This is a genomic window from Streptomyces sp. NPDC031474, assembly GCF_055581185.1.
This window is the reverse complement of record NZ_JBVIJX010000002.1, coordinates 540240-560844: the sequence shown is the minus strand read 5'-3', so window position 1 is coordinate 560844 and position 20605 is coordinate 540240. Positions and strand designations below refer to the sequence as shown.

Genomic DNA, 20605 nt, shown 5'->3' with positions numbered 1-20605 from the left:
CGGTGGGGGCGGTGGGGGCGGTGGAGCGGTGGTCTGCGGCTGTACCCGGGGCTGCCGCCGCGTCGCTGTCGGCGGGCCGGGCGTAGCCGAGGCCGCGGCTGCCGGAGGGGGCTCCGGCAGCCTGCCGTCGGTGAACTACTCGCCGGCGTGGGCGAGTTCGATGTCGTGGTCGTCCACGTCGCCGCCGAGGCTGATACCGGTCGCCCGGGGCGGGTAGCCCGTCGCGATGACCGTGTACTGACCGCCGTCGAGGTCGGTGAACGCGTACGCCCCGTCGCTCCCGGTCGTGGTCGTCGCCACGACGTTGCCCGCGGCGTCGACCAGGGTCACCCGTGCGTCGCCCAGCGGAGCGCCCGCGCCGCGTACGGTCCCCCGCACCTGGGCTCCGGGCCGCAGCTCGACGTCGACCCGGGTGACACCGGTGACGCCGATCTCCACGGGCAGGGCCAGCGGCCGGTGCTTGGGCGAGCTGACGGCGAGGGTCACAGGCCCGGGCACCAGGTCGGCGACGGAGAACTCGCCTATGCCGTCGGTCCGGGTGGTGGCCAGCACGTCGCCGCGGACATCCGTGAGGATGACGACGGCCCCGGCGACCGGCGCCCCGCTGTCCGCGGACCGCACCGCGCCGGCGAGCCCGCTGGAGCCGCTGAGCAGCACGTCGTACGTCACCGGGGTCGCCCCGACGACGACCGTCGTCGCCTGCGGCTGGTGGCCGTCGGCGGAGGCGATGAGCACGTACGTGCCCTCCCCGGGCGCCTCGACGGCGTAGGCGCCGTCGGCCTCGGCGACCGCTCGGCTCACCTGCCGTCCGCCCAGCGAGATCAGCGTCACCGCGGCCCCGCCCACCGGCACGCCCTCCGCGCCCCGCACCTGCCCGCGCACCGGCCGCCTGCCACCGGCCGGATCGTCGTCGGACAGCCCCGGCACGGTCGCCACCAGGTCCGCCACGGCGCGGGCCAGGGGCACGGCGACCGCGGCGCCCGCCGCATGCCGTTCCTCGTCCGGTGCGATGGCGACCGGCTCGGCGGTCACGGGCCCGGCGGTCACGGGCCCGGCGGCCACCGGATCCGCGGTGACCGGCAGCGCGACGGTGTCCGTGCCGGCCGTCCGCTGCCGGGGGATGAACGCGGCGACGAGGAGGGCGAGGAGGGCCGCGCCGGAGCCGACGGCCATGACGACCTTGAAGCCGTTCTCCGACGGCAGGGCGGTGCCGCCGAACGTGGTGGTCATCTGGGCCAGGATCACGCCGGCGACGGCGCTGGCGGTGGAGGTGCCGATGGACCGCATCAGGGTGTTGAGGCTGTTCGCGGCGGCCGTCTCGGAGGGGTCCACGGCGCCCATGATGAGCGCGGGCATGGCCCCGTAGGCGAACCCGATGCCGGCGCCGATGACGCAGGAGACCAGGACGAGCTGCCACACCGCGTCCATCAGCACGATGTTGAGGCCGTAGCCCGCGGCGACGATGACGGCGCCCAGCATCAGGGTCACCTTGGGGCCCCGCGCCTTGGAGACCAGCGCGGACACGGGCGCGGTGGCCATCATGACCAGGCCCGTTGGGGCCATGACCAGGCCGGCGGCCAGCAGCGACCTGCCCAGACCGTAGCCCGTCGCCTCGGGCAGCTGCAGGAGCTGGGGCAGGACCAGGGACATCGCGAACATGGAGAAACCGAAGGCCATCGAGGCGAGGTTGGTCACCAGCACCTGGCGGCGGGCGGTGGTCCGCAGATCCACCAGGGGTTGCTTGACGCGCAGTTCGAACACGCCCCACAGGAGCAGGACGACGAACGCGGCGCCGAACAGCCCGAGGGTGGTGGCGCTGGACCAGCCCCAGTCGGCGCCCTTGGAGATGGCCAGCAGCAGACAGATCAGCCCGGCCGCCATGCCGAGGGCGCCGACCAGGTCGAAGCGTCCGCCCGTGCGCACCTTCGACTCGGGCACGATCAGCGGGACGAGCAGCAGGGCGACGGCGCCGAGGGCGGCGGACGTCCAGAACAGCATGTGCCAGTCGAAGTGGTCCGCGATGAGCGCCGCGGCGGGCAGACCGAGGGCGCCGCCGATGCCGAGGGAAGCGCTCATGAGGGCGGTGGCCGAGCCGAGCCGCTCGGCGGGCAGCTCGTCGCGCATGATGCTGATGCCGAGCGGGATGACCCCGGAGGCGAGCCCTTGCAGGGCCCGGCCGACGATCATCGGGGCGAGCCCGTCGCTGAGGGCGGCGGTGACCGATCCGGCGATCAGCATGAGCAGGCTGACCAGCAGCATGCGGCGCTTGCCGTACATGTCGCCGAGCCGGCCCATGACGGGGGTGGCGACGGCGGCCGCGAGCAGGGTGGCGGTGACCGCCCAGGCGGTGTCCGAGGCCGGGGCGTCCAGCAGCTTCGGCAGCTTCGGGACGATCGGGATCACCAGGGTCTGCATCAGCGAGACCACGATCCCGCCGAAGGCCAGCACCGCCACGACGAGGTCGGACCGGGGCGCGGTGGGCCCCTGCCCCGTCTCCGCGGGCCGGGGTTGCGCATGGGACATGGTCGAGCCTCCGGGGGATGCGGTTCCGCACGACTGACAGAGCATCGTAAGCCCGGTTGATTGACTCAAGCAACTAGAACTTCTGGTGTGCGGAGCGTGAAGAAACCGGGCAGGCCCCCCTGCCCGGTTTCCTCCGCCGGTGGTTACAGCGCGCGCTCCAGGTGGTCCGCCACCAGCTTCACGAACCGTCCGGGCTCCTTCGGCCGGCCGCCCTCGGCGAGGACCGCCAGCCCGTGCAGCAGTTCGGCGGTCTCGGCGAGCCCCGCGTGGTCCTCACGCTCCTGATAGGCCTTGTTGAGGCCCTTCACGAGCACGTGGTCGGGGTTGAGTTCGAGGATCCGCAGGGCGCGCGGCACCTCCTGCCCCATCGCGCGGTACATGTTCTCCAGCGCCGGGGTGAGATCGTGCGCGTCGGAGACGATGCACGCCGGGGACACGGTGAGGCGGGACGACAGCCGCACCTCCTTGACGTCCTCGGCCAGCTGCTCCTTCATCCAGCCGAGCAGACCCGCGTACTCCTCGCTCTGCTTCTCCCGCTCGACGTCGGCCTTCTCGTCGTCCTCCCCGCCGAGGTCGACCTCGCCCTTGGCGACGGACCGCAGCGGCTTGCCCTCGAACTCGCCCACCGCGTCGACCCACACCTCGTCGACCGGGTCGGTGAGCAGCAGGACCTCGATGCCCTTCGCCCGGAACGCCTCCATGTGCGGGGAGTTCTCGATGCTCTGCCGGGACTCGCCGGTCAGGTAGTAGACGGCGTCCTGCCCGTCCTTCATCCGCTCCAGGTAGCTCTTCAGCGTGGTCGGCTCGTCCTCGCTGTGCGTGGTCGCGAACGAGGAGACGGCGAGCAGGGTGTCGCGGTTGTCGGAGTCGGTCAGCAGTCCTTCCTTCAGGACCGCGCCGAACTCCCGCCAGAACGTGGCGTACCGGTCGGGGGCCGCGGTCATCATGTCCTTGACCGTGGACACGACCTTCTTGGTGAGCCTGCGCTGCATCATCTTGATGTGCCGGTCCTGCTGCAGGATCTCGCGGGAGACGTTCAGCGAGAGGTCCGCCGCGTCGACGACGCCCTTGACGAACCGCAGGTACGGCGGGAGCAGCGCCTCGCAGTCGTCCATGATGAAGACGCGCTTCACATACAGCTGCACACCGCGCTTGTAGCCCTGGTTGTACAGATCGTGCGGCGCGTGCGAGGGGACGAACAGCAGCGCCTGGTACTCGAAGGTGCCCTCCGCCTGGAGCCGGATCGTCTCCAGCGGTTCGCGCCAGTCGTGGCTGATGTGCTTGTACAGCTCGTGGTACTCGTCGTCGGACACCTCGTCGCGCGGGCGCGCCCACAGGGCCTTCATCGAGTTCAGCGTCTCGGGTTCGGGCGTGCCGGCGTCGCCGTCTGCGGTTTCCGAGGTGTCGCCGGCCGCCGCCTTCGGAACCATCCGGATCGGCCAGGTGATGAAGTCCGAGTAGCGCTTGACGATGTCCTTGATCGTCCAGTCCGAGGTGTAGTCGTGCAGCTGGTCGTCGGAGTCGGCCGGCTTGAGGTGCAGCGTGACCGTCGTGCCCTGCGGCGCGTCCTCCACCCGCTCCAGCGTGTACGTGCCCTCGCCGCGCGACGACCAGCGGGTGCCGTGGCCCTCGCCGGCGCTCCGGGTCAGCAGCGTCATCTCGTCGGCGACCATGAAACCGGAGTAGAAGCCGACGCCGAACTGTCCGATCAGCCCCTCGGCGCCCGCCTCCTCCTGGGCCTCGCGCAGCTCCTGCGCGAACTTGGCCGTGCCGGAGTTGGCGATGGTGCCGATGAGCCGTCCGACCTCCTCGTACGACATCCCGATGCCGTTGTCCCGCACCGTCAGGGTGCGGGCCTCGGCGTCGGTCTCGATCTCGATGTGCAGGTCGGAGACGTCGGCGTCGAGCGTGTCGTCCCGCAGTGCGGCGAGACGCAGCTTGTCCAGCGCGTCGGAGGCGTTGGAGACGAGCTCGCGGAGAAAGACGTCCTTGTTCGAGTAGACCGAGTGGATCATCAGCTGCAACAGCTGACGGGCCTCTACCTGGAACTCAAACGTTTCGGTCGACATGGCTGGTGTGTACCTCACAGGTTCCGGAGTCTCCTGGACTGGCGAGAGCCACTGTAAAACACCAAGTCAGGGTGGCATGCCCGTTGTTCCGAGGTCGCCCCTTCGGGTGCTACGGACGGTCGGCCGCCGTCAGCGCATGAGCGCGCCGCGGAGCGTGAGACCGTAGCCGACGCGCAGCCGTCGCAGTTCCCACAGGGCCACCGCGGTGACCGAGACCGGGGCGCCCAGCACGAGCGCGATCCGCAGCGGTCCCGGCACACCCTCGTACGCCCCGGTGAGCAGGTCGAGAAGTGCCATCTCCCATACGAGCACCAGCGCCAGCAGCGGCGGGACCGTCTCATGGATGTCCGCGGTGCGGAAGACGTGCACGAGGGACAGGCCCACGCCGTAGACGACGAACGGGAGGATCCAGACGAACGTGAACAGTGTGACGAGGGCGGTGACCGCCGTCATGACGGGGTTGGTGGCGAACCGCCCGCCGACGAAGCCGGTGAGCACGGACGCCGGGAACACGGCGACCGCCGCGATGATCGCCACGATCGAGCCGAACGGCTTGGCCGCCCGCCGCAGCAGCTCCTGCCGGGCCGGTGGACGGGCCACACCGATCAGCACACCGACGATCACCGGGAAGGTCACGGACAGGACCAGGACGTTGATCCAGGACTGGTGGGCGCGATCGCTCGCGAAGTCCCCCACGGACGCGACGAGTCTGTAGGAGACCATCACCCACACCACGGCGCCCAGACCGACGAGGGTACGGATCTTCTGCATGCGGGCGACCACCGGATCGTCCACGCGTCCGGGCCGTGACGGCCGGAAGACCTTGCGTCCCACGGCGATCGGGCCGACGGCCCGCCACAGCCGGCGGACCGGCCCCACGCGTGGCGCGGGCGGCGGCATCGGCGGCGGACCGTACGGCGGCTGGTACGGGTGCTGGTGAGGGGGCTGGTGAGGCGGCTGGTACGGGTGCTGCTGGTAGGGGTCGTACGGTGGTCGGCCGCCCTGTTGGTTCCAGGCGTTCATGTGGAGAGCTCCCCCGAGTCGCGGCTCATACGACGGATGCGTCACGTCGCGTCGCGGAAGCTTAGTGGTCGCATGCGCGTATGCCGGAGATACCGGGAAATCAGCGCGGAATCTCCTCCACTTCCGCGAAGCCCTCCGGCCGGCTCCACCGAAGCCGGGTCGGCGACCGAGTGGAGGCCTCGCTGAAGACCAACTGCCGTGCGTCGTCCACGGCTACGACCTTCGTCCAGCCGTCGCCGACCCCCAGGACATCGTCGCGGGCGTAGCGCCCGGCTGGAGCGGCGTCCTGCACCGGCTTCCCGCCCGGCGTCCGACTCCGTCCCTGGTGACGGCCTGCCGGCGGGTGGCCGACGTCGTCGCCGCGCAGCACGGTCTCGCCGCCCGCGCGGGCATCGGTGAGCCGGCCGCCTCCGTGGGCGGTCTGCACGAGTCCTACCAGGACGCGAGCGACGCCCTCCGGCTCGGCGGCCGGTCTTCGGACGGGTGCCCGGTCCACCTGATCGCCGACCTCAGGGTCCATCAGGTCCTGGCGGCGGTGAGCCAGTCCGCCCGCACCCGCCTGCTCGACCTCACCGTCGGGGGTCTGCGGGCCCAGCCGGACTGGCCGGTGCTGCGCGACACGATCACCGCCTGGTGCGAGAGCGGCTTCAACCTCGTACGGGCCTCCGCCGCCCTGCACATCCACCGCAACACCGTCGTCTACCGGATGAACGAGATCGAGCAGCTCACCGGTCGTCCGCTGCGCTACCACCGGGCCGCCATGGCGCTCTACCTCGCCTGTCTGGCGGACCGACTGGGCGGCGACTGAGCCGCATACGCCGGTCGGCGGCCGCCCGCGCCGGTCACCAGGCCACCGGCAGCTCCCGCACGCCGTGGACCGCGCGTCCCTCGAACGCGAGTTCCTCCGTCGCCGGGCCGGTCAGCCGCAGGTCGGGGAGGCGCTCGAACAGCATCGGCAGCGCGATCTGCAGCTCGGCCCGGGCCAGCGACTGGCCGAGGCAGTGGTGCAGACCGTGACCGAAGGCGAGGTGCTGGCCGGCGTCCCGGGTGAGGTCGAGCGTGTCCGGGGCGGCGAACACCGCGGGGTCCCGGTTGGCCGCCTGCAACGCGACCACCACGCCCTCACCGGCCCGGACGGTGACCCCGCCGACCTCGACGTCCTCGGTGGCGATACGGCGCAGCCCGATGTGGACGACGGTCAGATAGCGCAGGAGTTCCTCCACCGCGCCCGGCACGAGGTCCTTCTCGGCGCGCAGCGCGGCCAGTTGGTCCGGGTGGCGCAGCAGCGCGACGACGCCGAGGGAGAGCATGCTCGCGGTCGTCTCGTGCCCGGCGATGAGCAGTTGGACGAGCAGACCGGCCGCCTCCGCCGGGGTGGCCTCGCCGGTGGCGACCCGCTCGGTGGCGAGCTTGCTCATCAGATCGTCGCCCGGTTCGCCCGACTTGGCGGCCAGGAGTTCCTGCAGATAGCCGAAGAGCGCCGCCCAGCCGGCCCGCATCGCCTCCGGTCCGGCCGAGACGGTGGCGAAGGCGGCGGCCTGCCGGTGGATGAAGTCCCGGTCCGCGTACGGCACTCCGAGCAGCTCGCAGATGACCAGGAGGGGCAGCGGCAGGGTGAAGTGCTCGACGAGGTCGGCGGGTTGATCCTGCTTGACGAGGGCGTCGAGGAGCTCTCCCGTGATCTTCGCGATGGCGGGCCGCAGTTGCTCGACCCGGCGGAAGGTGAACTCGGGGATGAGCAGGCGGCGCAGCCGGGTGTGGTCGGGCGCGTCCATCGCGAACAGCTGTCCGGGGGTGCGCGGCGGCGGCGTCGGCTGCAGTCCGGGGAATCCCGGCCGGACGTTCTCCGAGCTGAACCGCGCGTCGCTGAGGACGGCGCGGGCGTCCTCGTGCCGGGTGACCAGCCAGGGGTGGGTGTCGCCCCACAGGCTGATCCGGGTGAGGGGCCGCTCCCTGACCCAACGCCCGTACTCGGCGGCGGGATCGAGGAGGGGGCGGTGCCGGGGCAGGGGCGGCGGGGTGTCCGTCGAGTGCATGTGGGGGGGCTCCGGTGGTCAGGGGGCGGTGATACCGGCCAGTGTGAGAAGGAGGTCCTTGACGTCCGTCGCGTCGATCTCGCCCGTGGCGAGGTCCGGCCGCGAGCAGAGCAGGACGGGGCTGTCCTGCGGGTCCTGGGGCAGCCGGCCGTGGCTGCCGCGCACCCCGGAGGGGTCCAGCGGGACGGTCCTGATGCGGTAGCGCAGGCCGGCCTTCTTGCGGACGACCTGGCCGACGGCGCGTGCCTTCACGCCGGGCACGGTGGGGTCGTAGAGGAGTTCGGCGGGGTCGTAGCCGGGTTTGCGGTGGATCTCGACCTGCCGGGCGAAGTCGGGGGCCCGCTCGTCGTCCAGCCAGTAGTAGTACGTGAACCAGGCGTCGGAGTCCGCGACGGCGACCAGCTCGCCCGAGCGTTCGTGCGCGAGTCCGTGCCGGGCCTTGCCCTGCTCGTCGAGCACCTCGTCCACGCCGTCGAGCCCGGCGACGATCTCGGCGGTCTTCGCGAGGTCGGCGGGGTCGCGGACGTAGACGTGGGCGATCTGGTGGTCGGCGACGGCGAAGGCACGGGACGTCCAGGGGTCGAGGTACTCCATGCCGTCCTGGGTGTGCACTTCGAGGAGCCCGGCCCTGCGCAGGGCGCGGTTGATGTCGACCGGCCGGGAGGCGGGCGCGATGCCGTACTCGCTGAGGATCACGACCGTGGCATCCTCGCGCCGGAAGTGGTCGAGCAGGGGGCGCAGGGCGTCGTCGAGCCGTCGGGCCTCGCGGGCGGTCTGCGGCGAGTCGGGTCCGGAGCGCTGGGGTTCGTAGTCCAGGTGCGGTACGTACACCAGGGTCAGGTCGGGGCGGTGCTCGTCGAAGATCTGGCGGGCGGCGGCCAGGATCCACTGGCTGGAGGGCAGGCCCGCGTTGGGTCCCCAGTAGGTGAACAGCGGGAACGGGCCGAGCCTGGTGGTGAGTTCATCGTGCAGGGCGGGCGGCCAGGTGTAGCAGTCGGGTTCCTTGCGGCCGTCGGAGTAGTAGACGGGGCGCGGGGTGACGGTGAGGTCGACGTCGGCCCCCATGGCGTACCACCAGCAGACGTTGGCGACCTTGTAGTCGGGCCTGCTGCGGCGGGCGGCGTCCCACAGCTTCTCGCCGCCGACCAGCGCGTTGTGCTGCCGCCACAGCAGGACCTCGCCGAGGTCGCGGAAGTACCAGCCGTTGCCGACGATGCCGTGCTCGGCGGGCGGCGCGCCGGTGAGGAGGGTGGACTGCACCGAGCAGGTCACGGCGGGCAGCACGGGGTTGAGCCGGGCCTGGAAGCCCTGTGCGGCGACGGCCGAGACGGCGGGCATGTGGCGCAGCATGCGGGGGGTGAGGCCGACGATGTCGAGGACGACGGTTCTCGTCATGAGACACGCTCCTTTCGCGGGTGTGCGGTGGGTTCCCGGACTAGGCCGAGCTCCTCGAACCGGTCGCGGGTCCAGGCCAGTTCGGCGGCGAGACCCTCGACGAGGCTCGCGCGGTCGTGCGGCCGCAGATGTCCGGGCAGGACCGACCAGGTGTAGGTCTCGACCTCGACGTGGTCGCAGACGGCCTGCGGGCCGCCGAGCAACTCGCCGAGGGTGGTGGTCAGTTCGTCGGCCGTGGTGCGCAACGGCGGTGCGGGCTCGGCGTGCAGCGGGGCGTGGAAGTGCACGCGCCAGGCGGAGCCGGGGTCCAGGTCTCCGGCGAGGGCGTCCGGCAGGTCGTCCACGCCGGAGACGACGCCGTGCGGGGCGGTACGGGTCTGGTGCAGGAAGCGGGGCTCGGCGAAGCGGGCGAGGGCCGCCCGCGCCTGCGGGTCGGCCGGGTCGTCGGCCTGGAGGGCGCTGGACGCCTGCACCTTGACGACGGGGAGTCCGGCGTCGGCGAGGCGGCGCAGGGCCGCGGCCGGCTCCTCGAACTGCACGGCGAGATGGCAGGTGTCCAGGCAGACACCGAGCCGCTCCGGGTCCAGTCCCCCGAGCTCCCGGGCCGCCTGGACGGTGTTCTCCACCACGCAGCCCGGTTCGGGCTCGAAGCCGACCCGGATGGTGCGGCCGGTCTCGCGCTCCAAGTCGCCCAGTTCCCGGGCCAGTTGGTCCGTCGCCCGGCGGGCGGTGTCGCGGGCGGCCGTCGGCCAGGGGGCGCGCCAGGCCAGCGGCAGGGTGGAGACGCTGCCGCGCCGCGCGTCGTCGGGGAGCAGCCCGGCGAGCACCCGGGCACAGTCGACCGTGTAGCGCAGACGCGCGGGGTCGGTCCAGTCGGGCAGGTAGACGTCTTTCTTGACCACCTCGCGGTGGAAGCCGCCGTAGGGGAAGGCGTTGAGGGTGACGGTCTCCAGACCGCGTGCGGTCAGTTCGGCGCGCAGGCGGCGTACGGCGTCGGGCCGGGCGGTCAGTTCGGTGACGACGTCGTGGGCCAGCCACAGGCCGATGCCGAGCAGGTCGACGCCGAGGGTCTCCCGTACGGGCTGGGCGTAGGCGGCGAGCTGGTCCACCACTCCGTCGAGGTCCTCGGCCTGGTGGACGTTGCTGCAGTAGGCGAGGTGGACGGTCGTGCCGTCGGGGTGTCGGAAGCGCATCGCCGGTTCACGCTCCGCCGCGCTTGATGGAGTTCCCCTCGAACTGAGCGGTGTCGTCCGGTTTGACGTCCTCGAGGTCGAGCCGGCCGCTCTGGCCGTAGAAGGCGACGGGGTTGCGCCACATGACCTGGTCGACGGTGTCGTCGTCGAAGCCCGCGGCGAGCATGGCGTCCGCCGTCCTGCGGGTCTTGAGCGGGTCGCTGCGGCCCCAGTCGGCGGCGGAGTTGACGAGCATGCGCGCGGTGCCGTGCTCCTGGAGGATGCGCACCATGCGGTCCTCGCTCATCTTGGTGTGCGGGTAGATGGAGAAGCCCATCCAGCATCCGCTGTCAGCGACCATGGACACGGTGAGTTCGTTGAGGTGGTCGACGAGGACGCGCTCGGGCGCGATGCCGGACTCGCGGACCACGTCGAGGGTGCGCCGGGTGCCGACGGCCTTGTCGCGGTGCGGGGTGTGGACCAGGACCGGCAGGTCGTGCTCGATGGCGAGTTCGAGCTGACGGGCCAGGGCGACGTCCTCCTCGGGGGTCATGGAGTCGTAGCCGATCTCGCCCACGGCGACCACCCGGTCCTTGGCCAGATAGCGTGGCAGGACGTCCAACACGCCCGCGCAGCGCGGGTCGTTGGCCTCCTTCGGGTTGAGGGCGATGGTGCAGCGGTGCTGGATGCCGAACTGCGCGGCGCGGAACGGCTCCCAGCCGAGGAGCGCGTCGAAGTAGTCGGTGAAGCTGTCCACGGAGGTGCGCGGCTGGCCGAGCCAGAACGACGGCTCCACGACCGCCCGGACGCCGGCCTCGTACATCGCCTCGTAGTCGTCCGTGGTGCGCGAGGTCATATGGATGTGGGGGTCGAAGATACGCATCATGCGGCTCCTGCGGGCGCGGTGGGGGTGGGGGCGGGGCCGAGGGTGGGGGCGGCGGAATCGGGGGCGGGAGCTGCGGCGGCGTAGGCGTCGAGAGCCCGCTCCGCCGCGGCACGGCGCTCGGGTACGGGTGAGTGGGCCTCCGCGGGCAGCCCGCAGGCGTCCAGCGTGCCGGGGTGGGCGTGCAGCAGCGGCCAGACGTCGACGGGGACGTCACGGCCGGCGGCGACCCGTTCATGGGCGAAGTCGGCGAGCATACGGGCGAGTTCGCGGTCGGCGCGCTCGTCGAGACCGGCCACCCGGTCGAGGGGGATGTCGCAGAAGACGCACTTCAGCACGGCGTGCCGGTACCCGTCGTAGTCCAGGTGACGTGCCGCGTACGGGCCGAGGGCCGCCTCGATCAGATCGGTGTCGTTGCCGCGCAGCGCCTCGCGCACCAGCGGCAGTCCCCGGTCGGCGAACGACGCGTCCGCGTCCTGAAGCAGGGCCAGCGAACGCAGCACCGCCCGCTGTTCGGCGGCGTCACCGTACCGGTGGAGAGCGGTGATCTCCTCCGCGAGCGCCGCTCCGCGCAGCGGCAGGGCGGCGAGCAGTCGGGCGCGGGCGGCGTCCGCCACCGTCCAGCCGTCGACGAGGGGGCCGCGTCCGCAGCGCCGGCCGACCGCCGGGAAGGCGGCGCGCACGGCCGCCGAGTCCCGGCCGACGCGGGCGACGGCGTCCGCCAGCCAGTTCCGGGCGTCGGCGGTGAGCTGCCGGTCGAGGGCGGAACGCATAGGGATGTCTGGGTCCACCGCGCATACCTCCTGTTTGGCTGCGCGTACGACAACGGCCGTACGGTGGGTGGGGGGTGATGGTGCTCGACGGAGCGACGGGACCGTCACGGCGTCAGAACGGCTCGGCGGCCTTGAGGAACTCCAGGGACCGGCGGGCGACTTGGGGGGCGTCCAGGGCTGCGCCCTGGATCTCCACCGAGACCGGTCCTCGATACCCGGCGGCCTTGAGGGCGGCCAGGACGGGCGGGAAGTCGATCTCGCCCGCGCCGAATTCGAGGTGGTGGTGCACACCTCGCCGCATGTCCTCGATCTGCACGTTCACCAGGTACGGCGCGGTGCGTGCGACGCAGTCCAGCAGCGGGAGGTCGTCGACACAGTGGGCGTGGCCGATGTCCAGCGTGACGCCGAACAGGTCGGGGCCGCCGAGTCGTTCGCGCAGCTCCAGGACCCGTTCCACGGTGTCGACGAACATGTACGGCTCGGGCTCGAACCCCAGGGCCACGCCGTACTCGTCGGCGATGTCCAGCACCTCTTCACAGCCCGCGGTCAGCCGCTTCCAGGCCTCGTCCTCCGACACACCCTCCGGTGCCGGACCGCTGCACAGGTGGACGGCCGGGGCGCCCAGGTCGGCCGCGATCCGCACGGCGCCGGCCAGCAGCTCGACGCGTCGCTCGGCGCCCTCGGCCGACATCAGCGTCGGGATGTGCTTGTGCCACGGGTCCAGCAGGTACGGCGCCCCGGTCTCCACCACGACCGCCAGCCCGAGCCGGTCCAACCGCCGTGCGAGGGCGTCGACCTGGCGGGGCAGGTCGGCCGCGAACGGATCCAGATGACCGTGGTCGAGGGTGAGCCCGACCGAGTCGTATCCCAGGTCGGCAAGCACGGTCAGCATGTCGTCGAGCCGGTGATGAGCGAACCCGTTGCTCCCGAACCCGTACCGAAGCCGCCCCGGGTGAGGCGAAACAGGGCCGCCGGGTTCCGGCTTCATGTGGGCGACACCTTCCGGGCGAGTCTGCGCGCCAGTGGGTGTGCCCCGGCCAGCGCTCCCGCCAGGGCCGCGGCTCCGCCGCCCGCGGTGAGCGCCGCCTGCAGGGGCATCAGGGACATGATCCCGGTGCCGACGGCGCCGCGGACGTTCGCCGCGGACGGCTCCCGTGCCGCCCGCGCCTGTGCCGTGCCGTACGAGGCGAGGTAGCCGAGCGCGCCGACGGCGGCGCCGATCCGGGCCGCCGGGCTCCGACGCCGCAAAGACGGAAGGGCCGCGGCGGCCAAGGCGGTTGCGGTGCTGCCGGCCAGCGTGGCGGCGGGCACGCCGCGGGGCGCGCCGGACACCTCGTGGCGGCTCAGCGCCGTGACGGTGTAGGTGTGCGCGCCGACCAGCAGCGCCGCCGGCACCGCGGCCGACCGGCGCCCGGGGTCCGCTCCGGCCAGCACGTTCAGCGCCCGTGCGCCCGCCATCGCGGCCGGGCCGGCGGCGGTGGACTTCAGCCGCAGGTCGTACGCCCAGACCAGTCCGGTCAGCGGAAGCGTCACCCCGAGGGCACGCCGTCCACCGGCCAGCGCGGCGAGTCCGAGGCCGGCCGCGGTGAGCCCACATGCGGTGGCCAGCGCGGTGGAGCGGGCAACTCGCCCGGAGGGTATGGGGCGTTCGGGGCGTTCCACCGCGTCGACGGTGGCGTCCGCGTAGTCGTTGAGCGCCATCCCGGCCCAGTAGAGAGCCACCGACGAGGCCATCGTCGCGACCGCACGGGGACGGGCCGTCCCGGCACTCGCGACGGCGCCGGCGAGGATGTCACCGGGCACGCTCAGCGCCGCCGGCAGCCGGATCAACTGCGCCAGATCGGCCAGGCGCGGAGAAGGCGAAAAATTGTTCGGGCCGTCCATGATCGGACTCTACTTCGATCATTTTAACCTTCATACACGTCCCTCCCATCATTTCCGTGAAGAAACCGTGTGCACGCGGGCAGGCCGAGCGTGCCCGGGCCCCTTGTCCAGCCCCGATCAACCCCCTAGCCTTATTTTGTGCCGCTGATAAACAAAATCCGATCGCACAACGCCGTGCCGGACGACCACAACCACCTCATCTCTCTCCGTATCGCCCTGACCACCTTCTTCGCCCTCGACGGCTTCATCTTCGCCGGATGGGTCGTCCGCATCCCTGCCATCAAGCAGCAGACCGGCGCCTCCCCCAGCACCCTCGGACTCGCGCTCCTCGGTGTCTCCGCGGGCGCGGTGATCACGATGATGCTCACCGGGCGCCTCTGCCACCGTTACGGCAGCCACCCGGTCACCGTGGTCTGCGCGGTGCTGCTCTCCCTCAGCGTCACGCTCCCGCCACTCACCCACTCCGCCGCCGCCCTCGGCGCCGTCCTGCTGCTCTTCGGCGCGGCCTACGGCGGGATCAACGTCGCCTTCAACAGCGCCGCAGTCGCGCTGGTCGCGGCGCTGCGCAGGCCGATCATGCCCACGTTCCACGCGGCGTTCAGCCTGGGCGGCATGATCGGCGCCGGGCTCGGCGGCCTGGTCGCGGGATCCCTGTCCCCCACCCGCCATCTGCTGGTCCTGGGGATCATCGGCCTGCTCGTCACCGCGCTCACGGGCCCCACACTGCTCCGGCACGAGCCACCGCGCCCGCCCGCCCCCGACGCCACCGCCGACGCCTCCGGCACCGCAGGCACCGCAGGCACCGAGCTTCCGGCCGCCGCGAAGGCGCCCCGCGACACGCCGTCGCAGGCGGGCCCGCACCGCCCGACCGCCCGCACCCGCCGGCTCGTCCTCGTCTTCGGCCTGATCGCCCTCTGCACGGCGTACGGCGAAGGCGCTCTCGCCGACTGGGGCGCCCTGCACCTGGAACAGGACCTGGGTTCCTCCGCCGGGGCCGCCGCGGCCGGTTACTCCTGCTTCGCACTCGCCATGACGGTCGGCCGGCTCACCGGCACCACCCTCCTCGAACGGCTCGGCCGTACCCGCACCGTGGTCGCCGGCGGCGCGGTCGCGTCGGCCGGGATGCTGCTCGGCTCCCTCGCCCCGGCCCTGTGGGCGGCGCTCCTGGGCTACGCGATCGCAGGGCTCGGCCTGGCCAACCTCTTCCCGGTGGCCGTCGAACGCGCGGGCGCCCTGGCCGGCCCGAGCGGAGTCGCCATCGCCTCCACGCTCGGCTACGGCGGCATGCTCCTGGGCCCGCCCGCCATCGGCTTCATGGCGGACTGGTTCTCCCTCTCCGCCGCCCTCACCAGCGTGGCGGTCCTGGCCGCAGTTGCCGCAGCGATCGGCTTCGCCACACGCCAAACCACGGCCGACTGACCACTGCGACCCGACGACCTACGCCTCGCCAACTCGGCGACTCGGCGACTCGGCGACTCGGCGTCTCAACCGCTCAACGACTCGGCCACTCGACGGCATGACGGCTCGGCCGCCCGCCCGCTCGGCGGCTCGACGACTCGCCCACTCGCCCACTCGGCGACTTGCGGCGTCACGACCGCTCGACGGCTCGGCCACCCGCCCACTCGACGACTTGGCCGCTCGGCGACTCACGGCTTCACGACGGCTCGGCCCGTCGACGGCTCGGCCCGACGACAGCTTCGCGGCCGTTGGTTTCGACTGCGCTCCATCCGGCAGACTCCCCCGTATGGAGACTGCCGAGTTCATCCGCGCCCTGGACCGCGAGGGCCGGTCGCTGGCCTCCGCCGCGGCGGAGGCGGGCCCCGGGGCGAAGGTGGTGACCTGCCCGGACTGGCAGGTCAGGGACCTGCTGCGACACACGGGCACGGTGCACCGCTGGGCGACGTCGTTCGTGGCCGAGGGCCACCCTTCGTTCCGGCCGCCGACCGAGCCGCCGGATCTCGACGGCGACGCGCTGCTGGCCTGGTTCCGCGAGGGGCACCGACGACTCGTCGACACGCTCTCCGCCGCCTCGCCCGATGTGCGGTGCTTTCACTTCTTCTCCGCGCCGTCACCGCTCGCGTTCTGGGCCAGACGGCAGGCGCACGAGACGGCCGTGCATCGCGTCGACGCGGAGTCGGCCCGCGGCCGGACGCCCGAGGAGATCGCCGGTGAGTTCGCCGTCGACTTCGCGGCGGACGGCATCGACGAGTTGCTGCGCGGGTTCCACGCGCGCGCCAGGAGCAGGGTGCGCACCGAGGAGCCCCGGGTCCTGCGGGTGCGGGCGACGGACACGGCCGACGCCGTGTGGACCGTCCGCCTGTCGCCGGAGCCGCCCATGACGGAGCGCAATGCCGAAGGGGCCGCCGACTGCGAGGTGTCGGGGCCGGCGGCACTGCTCTATCTGTCCCTCTGGAACCGGCTGCCGCTCCCGAGCGCGACCGGCGACGCCGCACTGGCGACGCTGTGGCAGGAGACGTCCGCCATCTGAGGAACCGTGGGGTCAGTCCGCCAGCATCCGGGTCAACACCGCGCGCTGTACCGGCCGTACGTCGCCGTGCAGCGCGCGCCCCTTCCCCGTGAGCGCCACCCGCACGCCCCTGCGGTCCTCCGCGCACATGCGGCGCTCGACCAGACCGTCCTTCTCCAGTCGCGCGACAAGCCGGGACAGCGCGCTCTGACTGAGGTGGACCCGCTCGGCGATCTCCTGGACGCGATAGCTGCACGTGCCGTCCGGCGCGCCCGACTCGGCGAGGACGTCGAGCACCTCAAAGTCGCTGGCGCACAGGCCGTGTTGATGAAGTGCCCGGTCGAGTTCGCACTGGGTGCGCGCGTGCAGCGCCAGCATGTCCCGCCACTGTTCCACCAGCGCCTGCTCGGCCTCGGTCGCGCCCGTCTTCGCCGCCATGGGGCGCACCGTAGCAGAGAACGGAATTCATTGCACCGGAATTAAATGCGCTTGCATTCGATGCGTGCGCATGTAATGTCTCCGGCATGACCTCTCCGCTCCCCTCCCCCGCGTCTTCGCTCGCCGAGGGCCGCTGGACCGCCCGGCTGTGGGGCACCCTGCTGGTGCTGTGCGCCGCGATGTTCCTGGACGCGCTGGATGTGTCGATGGTCGGCGTCGCCCTGCCGTCCATCGGCTCCGACCTCGACCTGACCACCTCGACCCTGCAATGGATCGTCAGCGGCTACATCCTGGGCTACGGCGGCCTGCTCCTCCTCGGCGGCCGCACGGCCGACCTGCTCGGCCGCCGCCAGGTCTTCCTGGTCGCTCTCGGCGTGTTCGCGCTGGCCTCGCTGCTCGGCGGGCTCGTCGACTCCGGTCCGCTGCTGATCGCGAGCCGGTTCATCAAGGGCCTGAGCGCAGCCTTCACGGCACCGGCCGGCCTGTCGATCATCACCACGACGTTCCCGGAGGGCCCGCTGCGCAACCGCGCCCTCGCCATCTACACCACCTGCGCCGCGACCGGCTTCTCGATGGGCCTGGTCCTCTCCGGCCTGCTCACGGAGGCCAGTTGGCGCCTCACCATGCTGCTGCCCGCGCCGATCGCCCTGCTCGCGCTCGCGGCGGGACTGAAGCTGCTGCCCCGCAGCGAACGGGAGAAGGACCACAACGGCTACGACGTGCCCGGCGCCGTCCTCGGCACCGCCTCGATGCTGCTGCTGGTCTTCACCGTGGTCCAGGCCCCGGAGGCCGGCTGGGCATCCGCCCGCACCCTGCTGTCGTTCCTCGCCGTCGCCGTCCTGCTGACCGTCTTCGTCCTCGTCGAGCGACGCTCGGCCGGCCCGCTGATCCGGCTCGGCGTGCTGCGGTCCGGCAGTCAGATCCGCGCCCAGCTCGGGGCGATGGCCTTCTTCGGCAGTTATGTCGGCTTCCAGTTCCTGGCCACCCTCTACATGCAGACGCTGCTCGGCTGGTCGGCGCTGCACACGGCGCTCGCCTTCCTGCCGGCCGGTGCGCTGGTGGCGGTGTCCTCGACCAAGGTGGGTTCGATCGTGGACCGCTTCGGCACCCCGCGGCTGATCGCGGCCGGCTTCGCCTTCATGGTCGCCGGGTACGCACTGTTCCTGCGCGTCGATCTCGACCCGGTCTACGCCGCTGTCATCCTGCCCTCGATGCTGCTGATCGGCGCGGCCTGCGCACTGGTCTTCCCCTCGCTCAACATCCAGGCCACCAACGGTGTGGCGGACCATGAGCAGGGCATGGTCTCGGGGCTGCTCAACACCTCGGTGCAGGTCGGCGGCGCGATCTTCCTGGCAGTGGTGACCGCGGTGGTGACCGCGGGCGCCCCGGCCGACCCGACCCCGCAGGCCGTCCTCGACAGCTACCGCCCCGGGCTGGCGGTGGTGACGGTGATCGCCGCGGCGGGCCTGCTCATCACCCTCCCCGGGCTGCGCGCCCGACGCCCCCAGGGCTCGGTCGTCGTCGCCAAGTCCACCGTAACGGAGGCGGACGTGAAGACGGACGTGGGGACCGAGGCGGTGGGGGTCCGCGACTAGCGGAGATCCTCCACCTGTGCGCCCGGCCGGGCCGATTGCTCGCCGGGCGCACTCCTGTGAGACTCGCCGTATGAGCGGTTACGGGGGACGGCGCACACAGGCCGAGCGGGACGCGATCACCGTCGAGATCGGATACGCGCTGTGCAGCGCGGTGTTCGCGGCGGCGGTGCTCTTCGGGGCGGTCGCCGGACCGGCGCTGCTGTTCGAACTGCCGGACCTGGCCGAGAAGTCGCTGCTGCGGGCGGGCCTCGCCCTCGCACCCCTGGTGTTCGTGGCCCGGGTGGTCTCCGTGCTGCTCCGCTTCCGTGCGCAGGCTCAGCCCAGCCAGCCCGGCCGCACCAACCCCGACTCGTAGGCCAGCACGACCAGTTGGGCCCGGTCCCGGGCGCCCAGCTTCACCATGGTGCGGCTGACATGGGTCTTGGCGGTGAGCGGGCTGACGACCAGCCGACGGGCGATCTCCTCGTTGGTCAGGCCGATCCCGACCAGCGCCATCACCTCCCGTTCCCGTTCGGTGAGCCGGACCAGCGCATCGGCGGCTGCCGGCTCCTTGGAACGGGCGGCGAACTCGGCGATGAGCCGACGTGTCACGCCCGGCGAGAGCAGCGCGTCCCCGGCCACCACCGCCCGCACCGCACGCAGGAGTTCGTCCGGCTCGGTGTCCTTGACCAGGAAGCCGGAAGCACCCGAGCGGATCGCCTCGAAGACGTACTCGTCGAGTTCGAAGGTGGTGAGCATGACCACCTTGACCTGGCAGAGCGCCTCGTCCTCACTGATCCGGCGGGTGGCGGCCAGGCCGTCGAGGAGGGGCATCCGGATGTCCATCAGGACGACGTCGGGCCGCAGTTCACGCACCGCGCGCACCGCTTCCTCCCCGTCGGCGGCCTCCCCGGCCACCTCGATGTCCGACTGCGCGTCGAGCAGCGCCCGGAACCCCGCCCGGACCAGCGACTGGTCGTCGGCGAGCAGTACGCGGATCACCGGTCCTCCCTCGCTCACGGGTTCGCCCCGGTCTCCGGGCCCGTCCGGATCGGCAGTACCGCGAGCACCCGGAAGCCGCCGTCGGGCCGCGGCCCCGCCTCGATCGTGCCACCGAGGGCCGCGGCCCGCTCCCGCATTCCGGCGAGACCGTTGCCGCTGCCGCCCGCGTCGGCCCCGGTCGCCGGTCCCTCGTCGTCGATACGGAGCCGTAGCGTCCCGCCGCTGCGATCGAGCCGCACGCGCGCCTGGCGCGAGCCGGAGTGGCGTACGACGTTGGTCAGGGCCTCCTGGACGATGCGGAACGCGGCGAGGTCGGCGCCGGGCGGCAGCCGGGGCGGCTCCCCTTCCACCTGGACCGTGAGGCCCGCACGCGCCGCCTGTTCCACCAGCTCGGGCAGCCGGTCCAGGCCGGGCGCCGGAGTGCGCGGCGCGTCACCCGGCGTGCGCAGCGTGTCGAGCACCTGGCGCACCTCGCCCAGCGCTTCCTTGCTGGCGGACTTGATGGTGGTCAGCGCGGTGCGCGCCTGCTGTGGATCGGAGTCGAGGAGTGCGAGGCCCACGCCCGCCTGCACGTTGATGACCGACAGGCTGTGCGCGAGGACGTCGTGCAGTTCGCGGGCGATGCGCAGCCGCTCCTCGTCGGCGCGCCGCCGGGCGGCCTGGGCGCGTTCGGCCCGCTCGCGGTCCCAGCTCTCGCGCCGGATCCGGGCCAGCTCCGCCATCGCCACGATCGCCACGACCCAGCCGGCGACGACGATCTCCTGCCCGAAGGGCGCCGGGGCGTCGCCGGCGGGCGGCAGCCACCGGTACAGCCAGTGCGCGACCACCAGATGCACGGCCCACAGCATGCCCAGGGCCGTCCAGGCGGCCCGGCGGTGCCCGGCGACGACGGCGGCGAAGCAGGCCACGGCCACGGTCAGGAACACCGGCCCGTAGGGGTAGCCGGCGCCCAGGTAGAGCGCTGCGGCGGCCGCCGTGCCGAACACGACGGCCACCGGGTGCCGTCGCCGCCACAGCAGCAGCCCGCAGGCAACGACCAGCAGCACCCGTGCGAACGCGTCGAGCGAGGCCCGCTGGCCCTCCTGCGCGTGCGCCGCGAAGTTCGAGCCGACGAGGACGAAGACGGTGACCGCCACGGTGGAACGCCAGGGCCACCGCACCGCGCCCGGCACCGTGTCCTCCCGGCCGTCCCGGCCCTCCCGGCGACGCGGCCACGGTGGCCCGTGCCGCCACCACCGCAGCGGGCCACCACGCCCGCGCACCTGCTCTTCGTCCATGTCGGCCACGCTAGACGCCGCCGCCCGTGCCGGACGTCCACCGGACGAGGTGATCACCCGTACTCCCCTGGAAGTACGCGCCGGCACCC

The 20605-nt window shown here is 72.4% G+C and carries 19 protein-coding genes; 5 read left to right on the top strand and 14 right to left on the bottom strand.

The window, feature by feature from the left end; translation table 11 throughout:
- Positions 1-135: 135 nt before the first annotated feature.
- The 4 genes from ACZ5SK_RS05450 to ACZ5SK_RS05435 all read right to left on the bottom strand — a co-directional run bounded on the left by ACZ5SK_RS05450 (position 136) and on the right by ACZ5SK_RS05435 (position 5907).
- On the bottom strand, positions 136-2523 hold the full coding sequence (locus ACZ5SK_RS05450) for an MFS transporter (protein ID WP_468575385.1): 2388 nt from the start codon (positions 2521-2523) through the stop codon (positions 136-138).
- A 143-nt stretch (positions 2524-2666) separates the two neighbouring features.
- Positions 2667-4592 (bottom strand): molecular chaperone HtpG, encoded by a 1926-nt coding sequence (gene htpG, locus ACZ5SK_RS05445; protein WP_361706375.1) that lies wholly within the window; start codon positions 4590-4592, stop codon positions 2667-2669.
- 129 nt (positions 4593-4721) lie between these two features.
- The gene (locus ACZ5SK_RS05440) at positions 4722-5615 is read right to left on the bottom strand and encodes a hypothetical protein (protein ID WP_468156093.1); all 894 of its coding nucleotides are present in this window, start codon (positions 5613-5615) and stop codon (positions 4722-4724) included.
- Positions 5616-5715: 100 nt separating this feature from the next.
- Complete coding sequence (locus ACZ5SK_RS05435; RefSeq protein WP_361706578.1) at positions 5716-5907, bottom strand: hypothetical protein; 192 nt, start codon at positions 5905-5907, stop codon at positions 5716-5718.
- A gap of 33 nt (positions 5908-5940) precedes the next feature.
- Between ACZ5SK_RS05435 and ACZ5SK_RS05430 the strand changes: the two genes are divergently transcribed.
- Entirely contained in the window at positions 5941-6423 is a 483-nt protein-coding gene (locus tag ACZ5SK_RS05430; protein WP_468417883.1) for a PucR family transcriptional regulator, read from the top strand.
- 34 nt (positions 6424-6457) lie between these two features.
- On the opposite strand, the gene ACZ5SK_RS05425 is transcribed toward ACZ5SK_RS05430, so the two are convergent.
- From ACZ5SK_RS05425 to ACZ5SK_RS05395, 7 genes are all read right to left on the bottom strand, one after another.
- On the bottom strand, positions 6458-7651 hold the full coding sequence (locus tag ACZ5SK_RS05425; protein WP_361706380.1) for a cytochrome P450: 1194 nt from the start codon (positions 7649-7651) through the stop codon (positions 6458-6460).
- An 18-nt stretch (positions 7652-7669) separates the two neighbouring features.
- Positions 7670-9046 carry an alkaline phosphatase family protein gene (locus ACZ5SK_RS05420; RefSeq protein WP_334582566.1) on the bottom strand — a complete coding sequence of 459 codons (1377 nt, stop codon included), beginning with the start codon at positions 9044-9046 and terminating at the stop codon, positions 7670-7672.
- A complete protein-coding gene (eboE, locus tag ACZ5SK_RS05415) occupies positions 9043-10239 on the bottom strand; it encodes a metabolite traffic protein EboE (protein WP_334582567.1) in 1197 nt (398 codons plus the stop codon). The genes ACZ5SK_RS05420 and eboE overlap by 4 nt, the downstream gene beginning before the upstream one ends.
- Before the next feature lie 7 nt (positions 10240-10246).
- Positions 10247-11101 carry a TatD family hydrolase gene (locus ACZ5SK_RS05410; protein WP_334582568.1) on the bottom strand — a complete coding sequence of 285 codons (855 nt, stop codon included), beginning with the start codon at positions 11099-11101 and terminating at the stop codon, positions 10247-10249.
- Positions 11101-11892, bottom strand: coding sequence for an EboA domain-containing protein (locus ACZ5SK_RS05405; protein ID WP_334582569.1), 792 nt, complete (start codon positions 11890-11892; stop codon positions 11101-11103). Before ACZ5SK_RS05405 ends, ACZ5SK_RS05410 begins: the two co-directional genes overlap by 1 nt.
- 94 nt (positions 11893-11986) lie before the next feature.
- A complete protein-coding gene (locus tag ACZ5SK_RS05400; protein WP_334582570.1) occupies positions 11987-12862 on the bottom strand; it encodes a sugar phosphate isomerase/epimerase family protein in 876 nt (291 codons plus the stop codon).
- The gene (locus ACZ5SK_RS05395) at positions 12859-13758 is read right to left on the bottom strand and encodes an SCO3242 family prenyltransferase (protein ID WP_361706386.1); all 900 of its coding nucleotides are present in this window, start codon (positions 13756-13758) and stop codon (positions 12859-12861) included. Before ACZ5SK_RS05395 ends, ACZ5SK_RS05400 begins: the two co-directional genes overlap by 4 nt.
- Before the next feature lie 138 nt (positions 13759-13896).
- Between ACZ5SK_RS05395 and ACZ5SK_RS05390 the strand changes: the two genes are divergently transcribed.
- Complete coding sequence (locus ACZ5SK_RS05390) at positions 13897-15177, top strand: MFS transporter (protein WP_443041372.1); 1281 nt, start codon at positions 13897-13899, stop codon at positions 15175-15177.
- Between the two features lie 325 nt (positions 15178-15502).
- A complete protein-coding gene (locus tag ACZ5SK_RS05385; RefSeq protein WP_334582572.1) occupies positions 15503-16246 on the top strand; it encodes a maleylpyruvate isomerase family mycothiol-dependent enzyme in 744 nt (247 codons plus the stop codon).
- Between the two features lie 12 nt (positions 16247-16258).
- Here the strand turns inward: ACZ5SK_RS05385 and ACZ5SK_RS05380 are convergent, their stop codons facing one another.
- Positions 16259-16663: a MarR family winged helix-turn-helix transcriptional regulator gene (locus tag ACZ5SK_RS05380; protein WP_334582573.1), complete on the bottom strand. Its 405-nt coding sequence runs from the start codon at positions 16661-16663 to the stop codon at positions 16259-16261.
- An 86-nt stretch (positions 16664-16749) separates the two neighbouring features.
- Between ACZ5SK_RS05380 and ACZ5SK_RS05375 the strand changes: the two genes are divergently transcribed.
- Both ACZ5SK_RS05375 and ACZ5SK_RS05370 read left to right on the top strand, forming a co-directional pair.
- Positions 16750-18258, top strand: a complete 1509-nt coding sequence (locus tag ACZ5SK_RS05375; RefSeq protein ID WP_334582574.1) for an MFS transporter — start codon at positions 16750-16752, stop codon at positions 18256-18258.
- A 70-nt stretch (positions 18259-18328) separates the two neighbouring features.
- Complete coding sequence (locus ACZ5SK_RS05370; protein WP_334582575.1) at positions 18329-18613, top strand: DUF6332 family protein; 285 nt, start codon at positions 18329-18331, stop codon at positions 18611-18613.
- Here the strand turns inward: ACZ5SK_RS05370 and ACZ5SK_RS05365 are convergent.
- Complete coding sequence (locus tag ACZ5SK_RS05365) at positions 18574-19239, bottom strand: response regulator transcription factor (protein WP_334582576.1); 666 nt, start codon at positions 19237-19239, stop codon at positions 18574-18576. The two genes, ACZ5SK_RS05370 and ACZ5SK_RS05365, sit on opposite strands and share 40 nt — an antisense overlap.
- Positions 19240-19253: 14 nt before the next feature.
- The gene (locus tag ACZ5SK_RS05360) at positions 19254-20516 is read right to left on the bottom strand and encodes a sensor histidine kinase (protein ID WP_334582577.1); all 1263 of its coding nucleotides are present in this window, start codon (positions 20514-20516) and stop codon (positions 19254-19256) included.
- Positions 20517-20605: the final 89 nt, after the last annotated feature.

Coding starts and splice junctions, on each gene's coding strand:
- ACZ5SK_RS05450 (WP_468575385.1), bottom strand. CDS start 2,523: ATGTCCCATGCGCAACCCCGGCCCGCGGAGACGGGGCAGGGGCCCACC.
- htpG (WP_361706375.1), bottom strand. CDS start 4,592: ATGTCGACCGAAACGTTTGAGTTCCAGGTAGAGGCCCGTCAGCTGTTG.
- ACZ5SK_RS05440 (WP_468156093.1), bottom strand. CDS start 5,615: ATGAACGCCTGGAACCAACAGGGCGGCCGACCACCGTACGACCCCTAC.
- ACZ5SK_RS05425 (WP_361706380.1), bottom strand. CDS start 7,651: ATGCACTCGACGGACACCCCGCCGCCCCTGCCCCGGCACCGCCCCCTC.
- ACZ5SK_RS05420 (WP_334582566.1), bottom strand. CDS start 9,046: ATGACGAGAACCGTCGTCCTCGACATCGTCGGCCTCACCCCCCGCATG.
- eboE (WP_334582567.1), bottom strand. CDS start 10,239: ATGCGCTTCCGACACCCCGACGGCACGACCGTCCACCTCGCCTACTGC.
- ACZ5SK_RS05410 (WP_334582568.1), bottom strand. CDS start 11,101: ATGCGTATCTTCGACCCCCACATCCATATGACCTCGCGCACCACGGAC.
- ACZ5SK_RS05400 (WP_334582570.1), bottom strand. CDS start 12,862: ATGAAGCCGGAACCCGGCGGCCCTGTTTCGCCTCACCCGGGGCGGCTT.
- ACZ5SK_RS05395 (WP_361706386.1), bottom strand. CDS start 13,758: ATGGACGGCCCGAACAATTTTTCGCCTTCTCCGCGCCTGGCCGATCTG.
- ACZ5SK_RS05385 (WP_334582572.1), top strand. CDS start 15,503: ATGGAGACTGCCGAGTTCATCCGCGCCCTGGACCGCGAGGGCCGGTCG.
- ACZ5SK_RS05380 (WP_334582573.1), bottom strand. CDS start 16,663: ATGGCGGCGAAGACGGGCGCGACCGAGGCCGAGCAGGCGCTGGTGGAA.
- ACZ5SK_RS05375 (WP_334582574.1), top strand. CDS start 16,750: ATGACCTCTCCGCTCCCCTCCCCCGCGTCTTCGCTCGCCGAGGGCCGC.
- ACZ5SK_RS05370 (WP_334582575.1), top strand. CDS start 18,329: ATGAGCGGTTACGGGGGACGGCGCACACAGGCCGAGCGGGACGCGATC.
- ACZ5SK_RS05360 (WP_334582577.1), bottom strand. CDS start 20,516: ATGGACGAAGAGCAGGTGCGCGGGCGTGGTGGCCCGCTGCGGTGGTGG.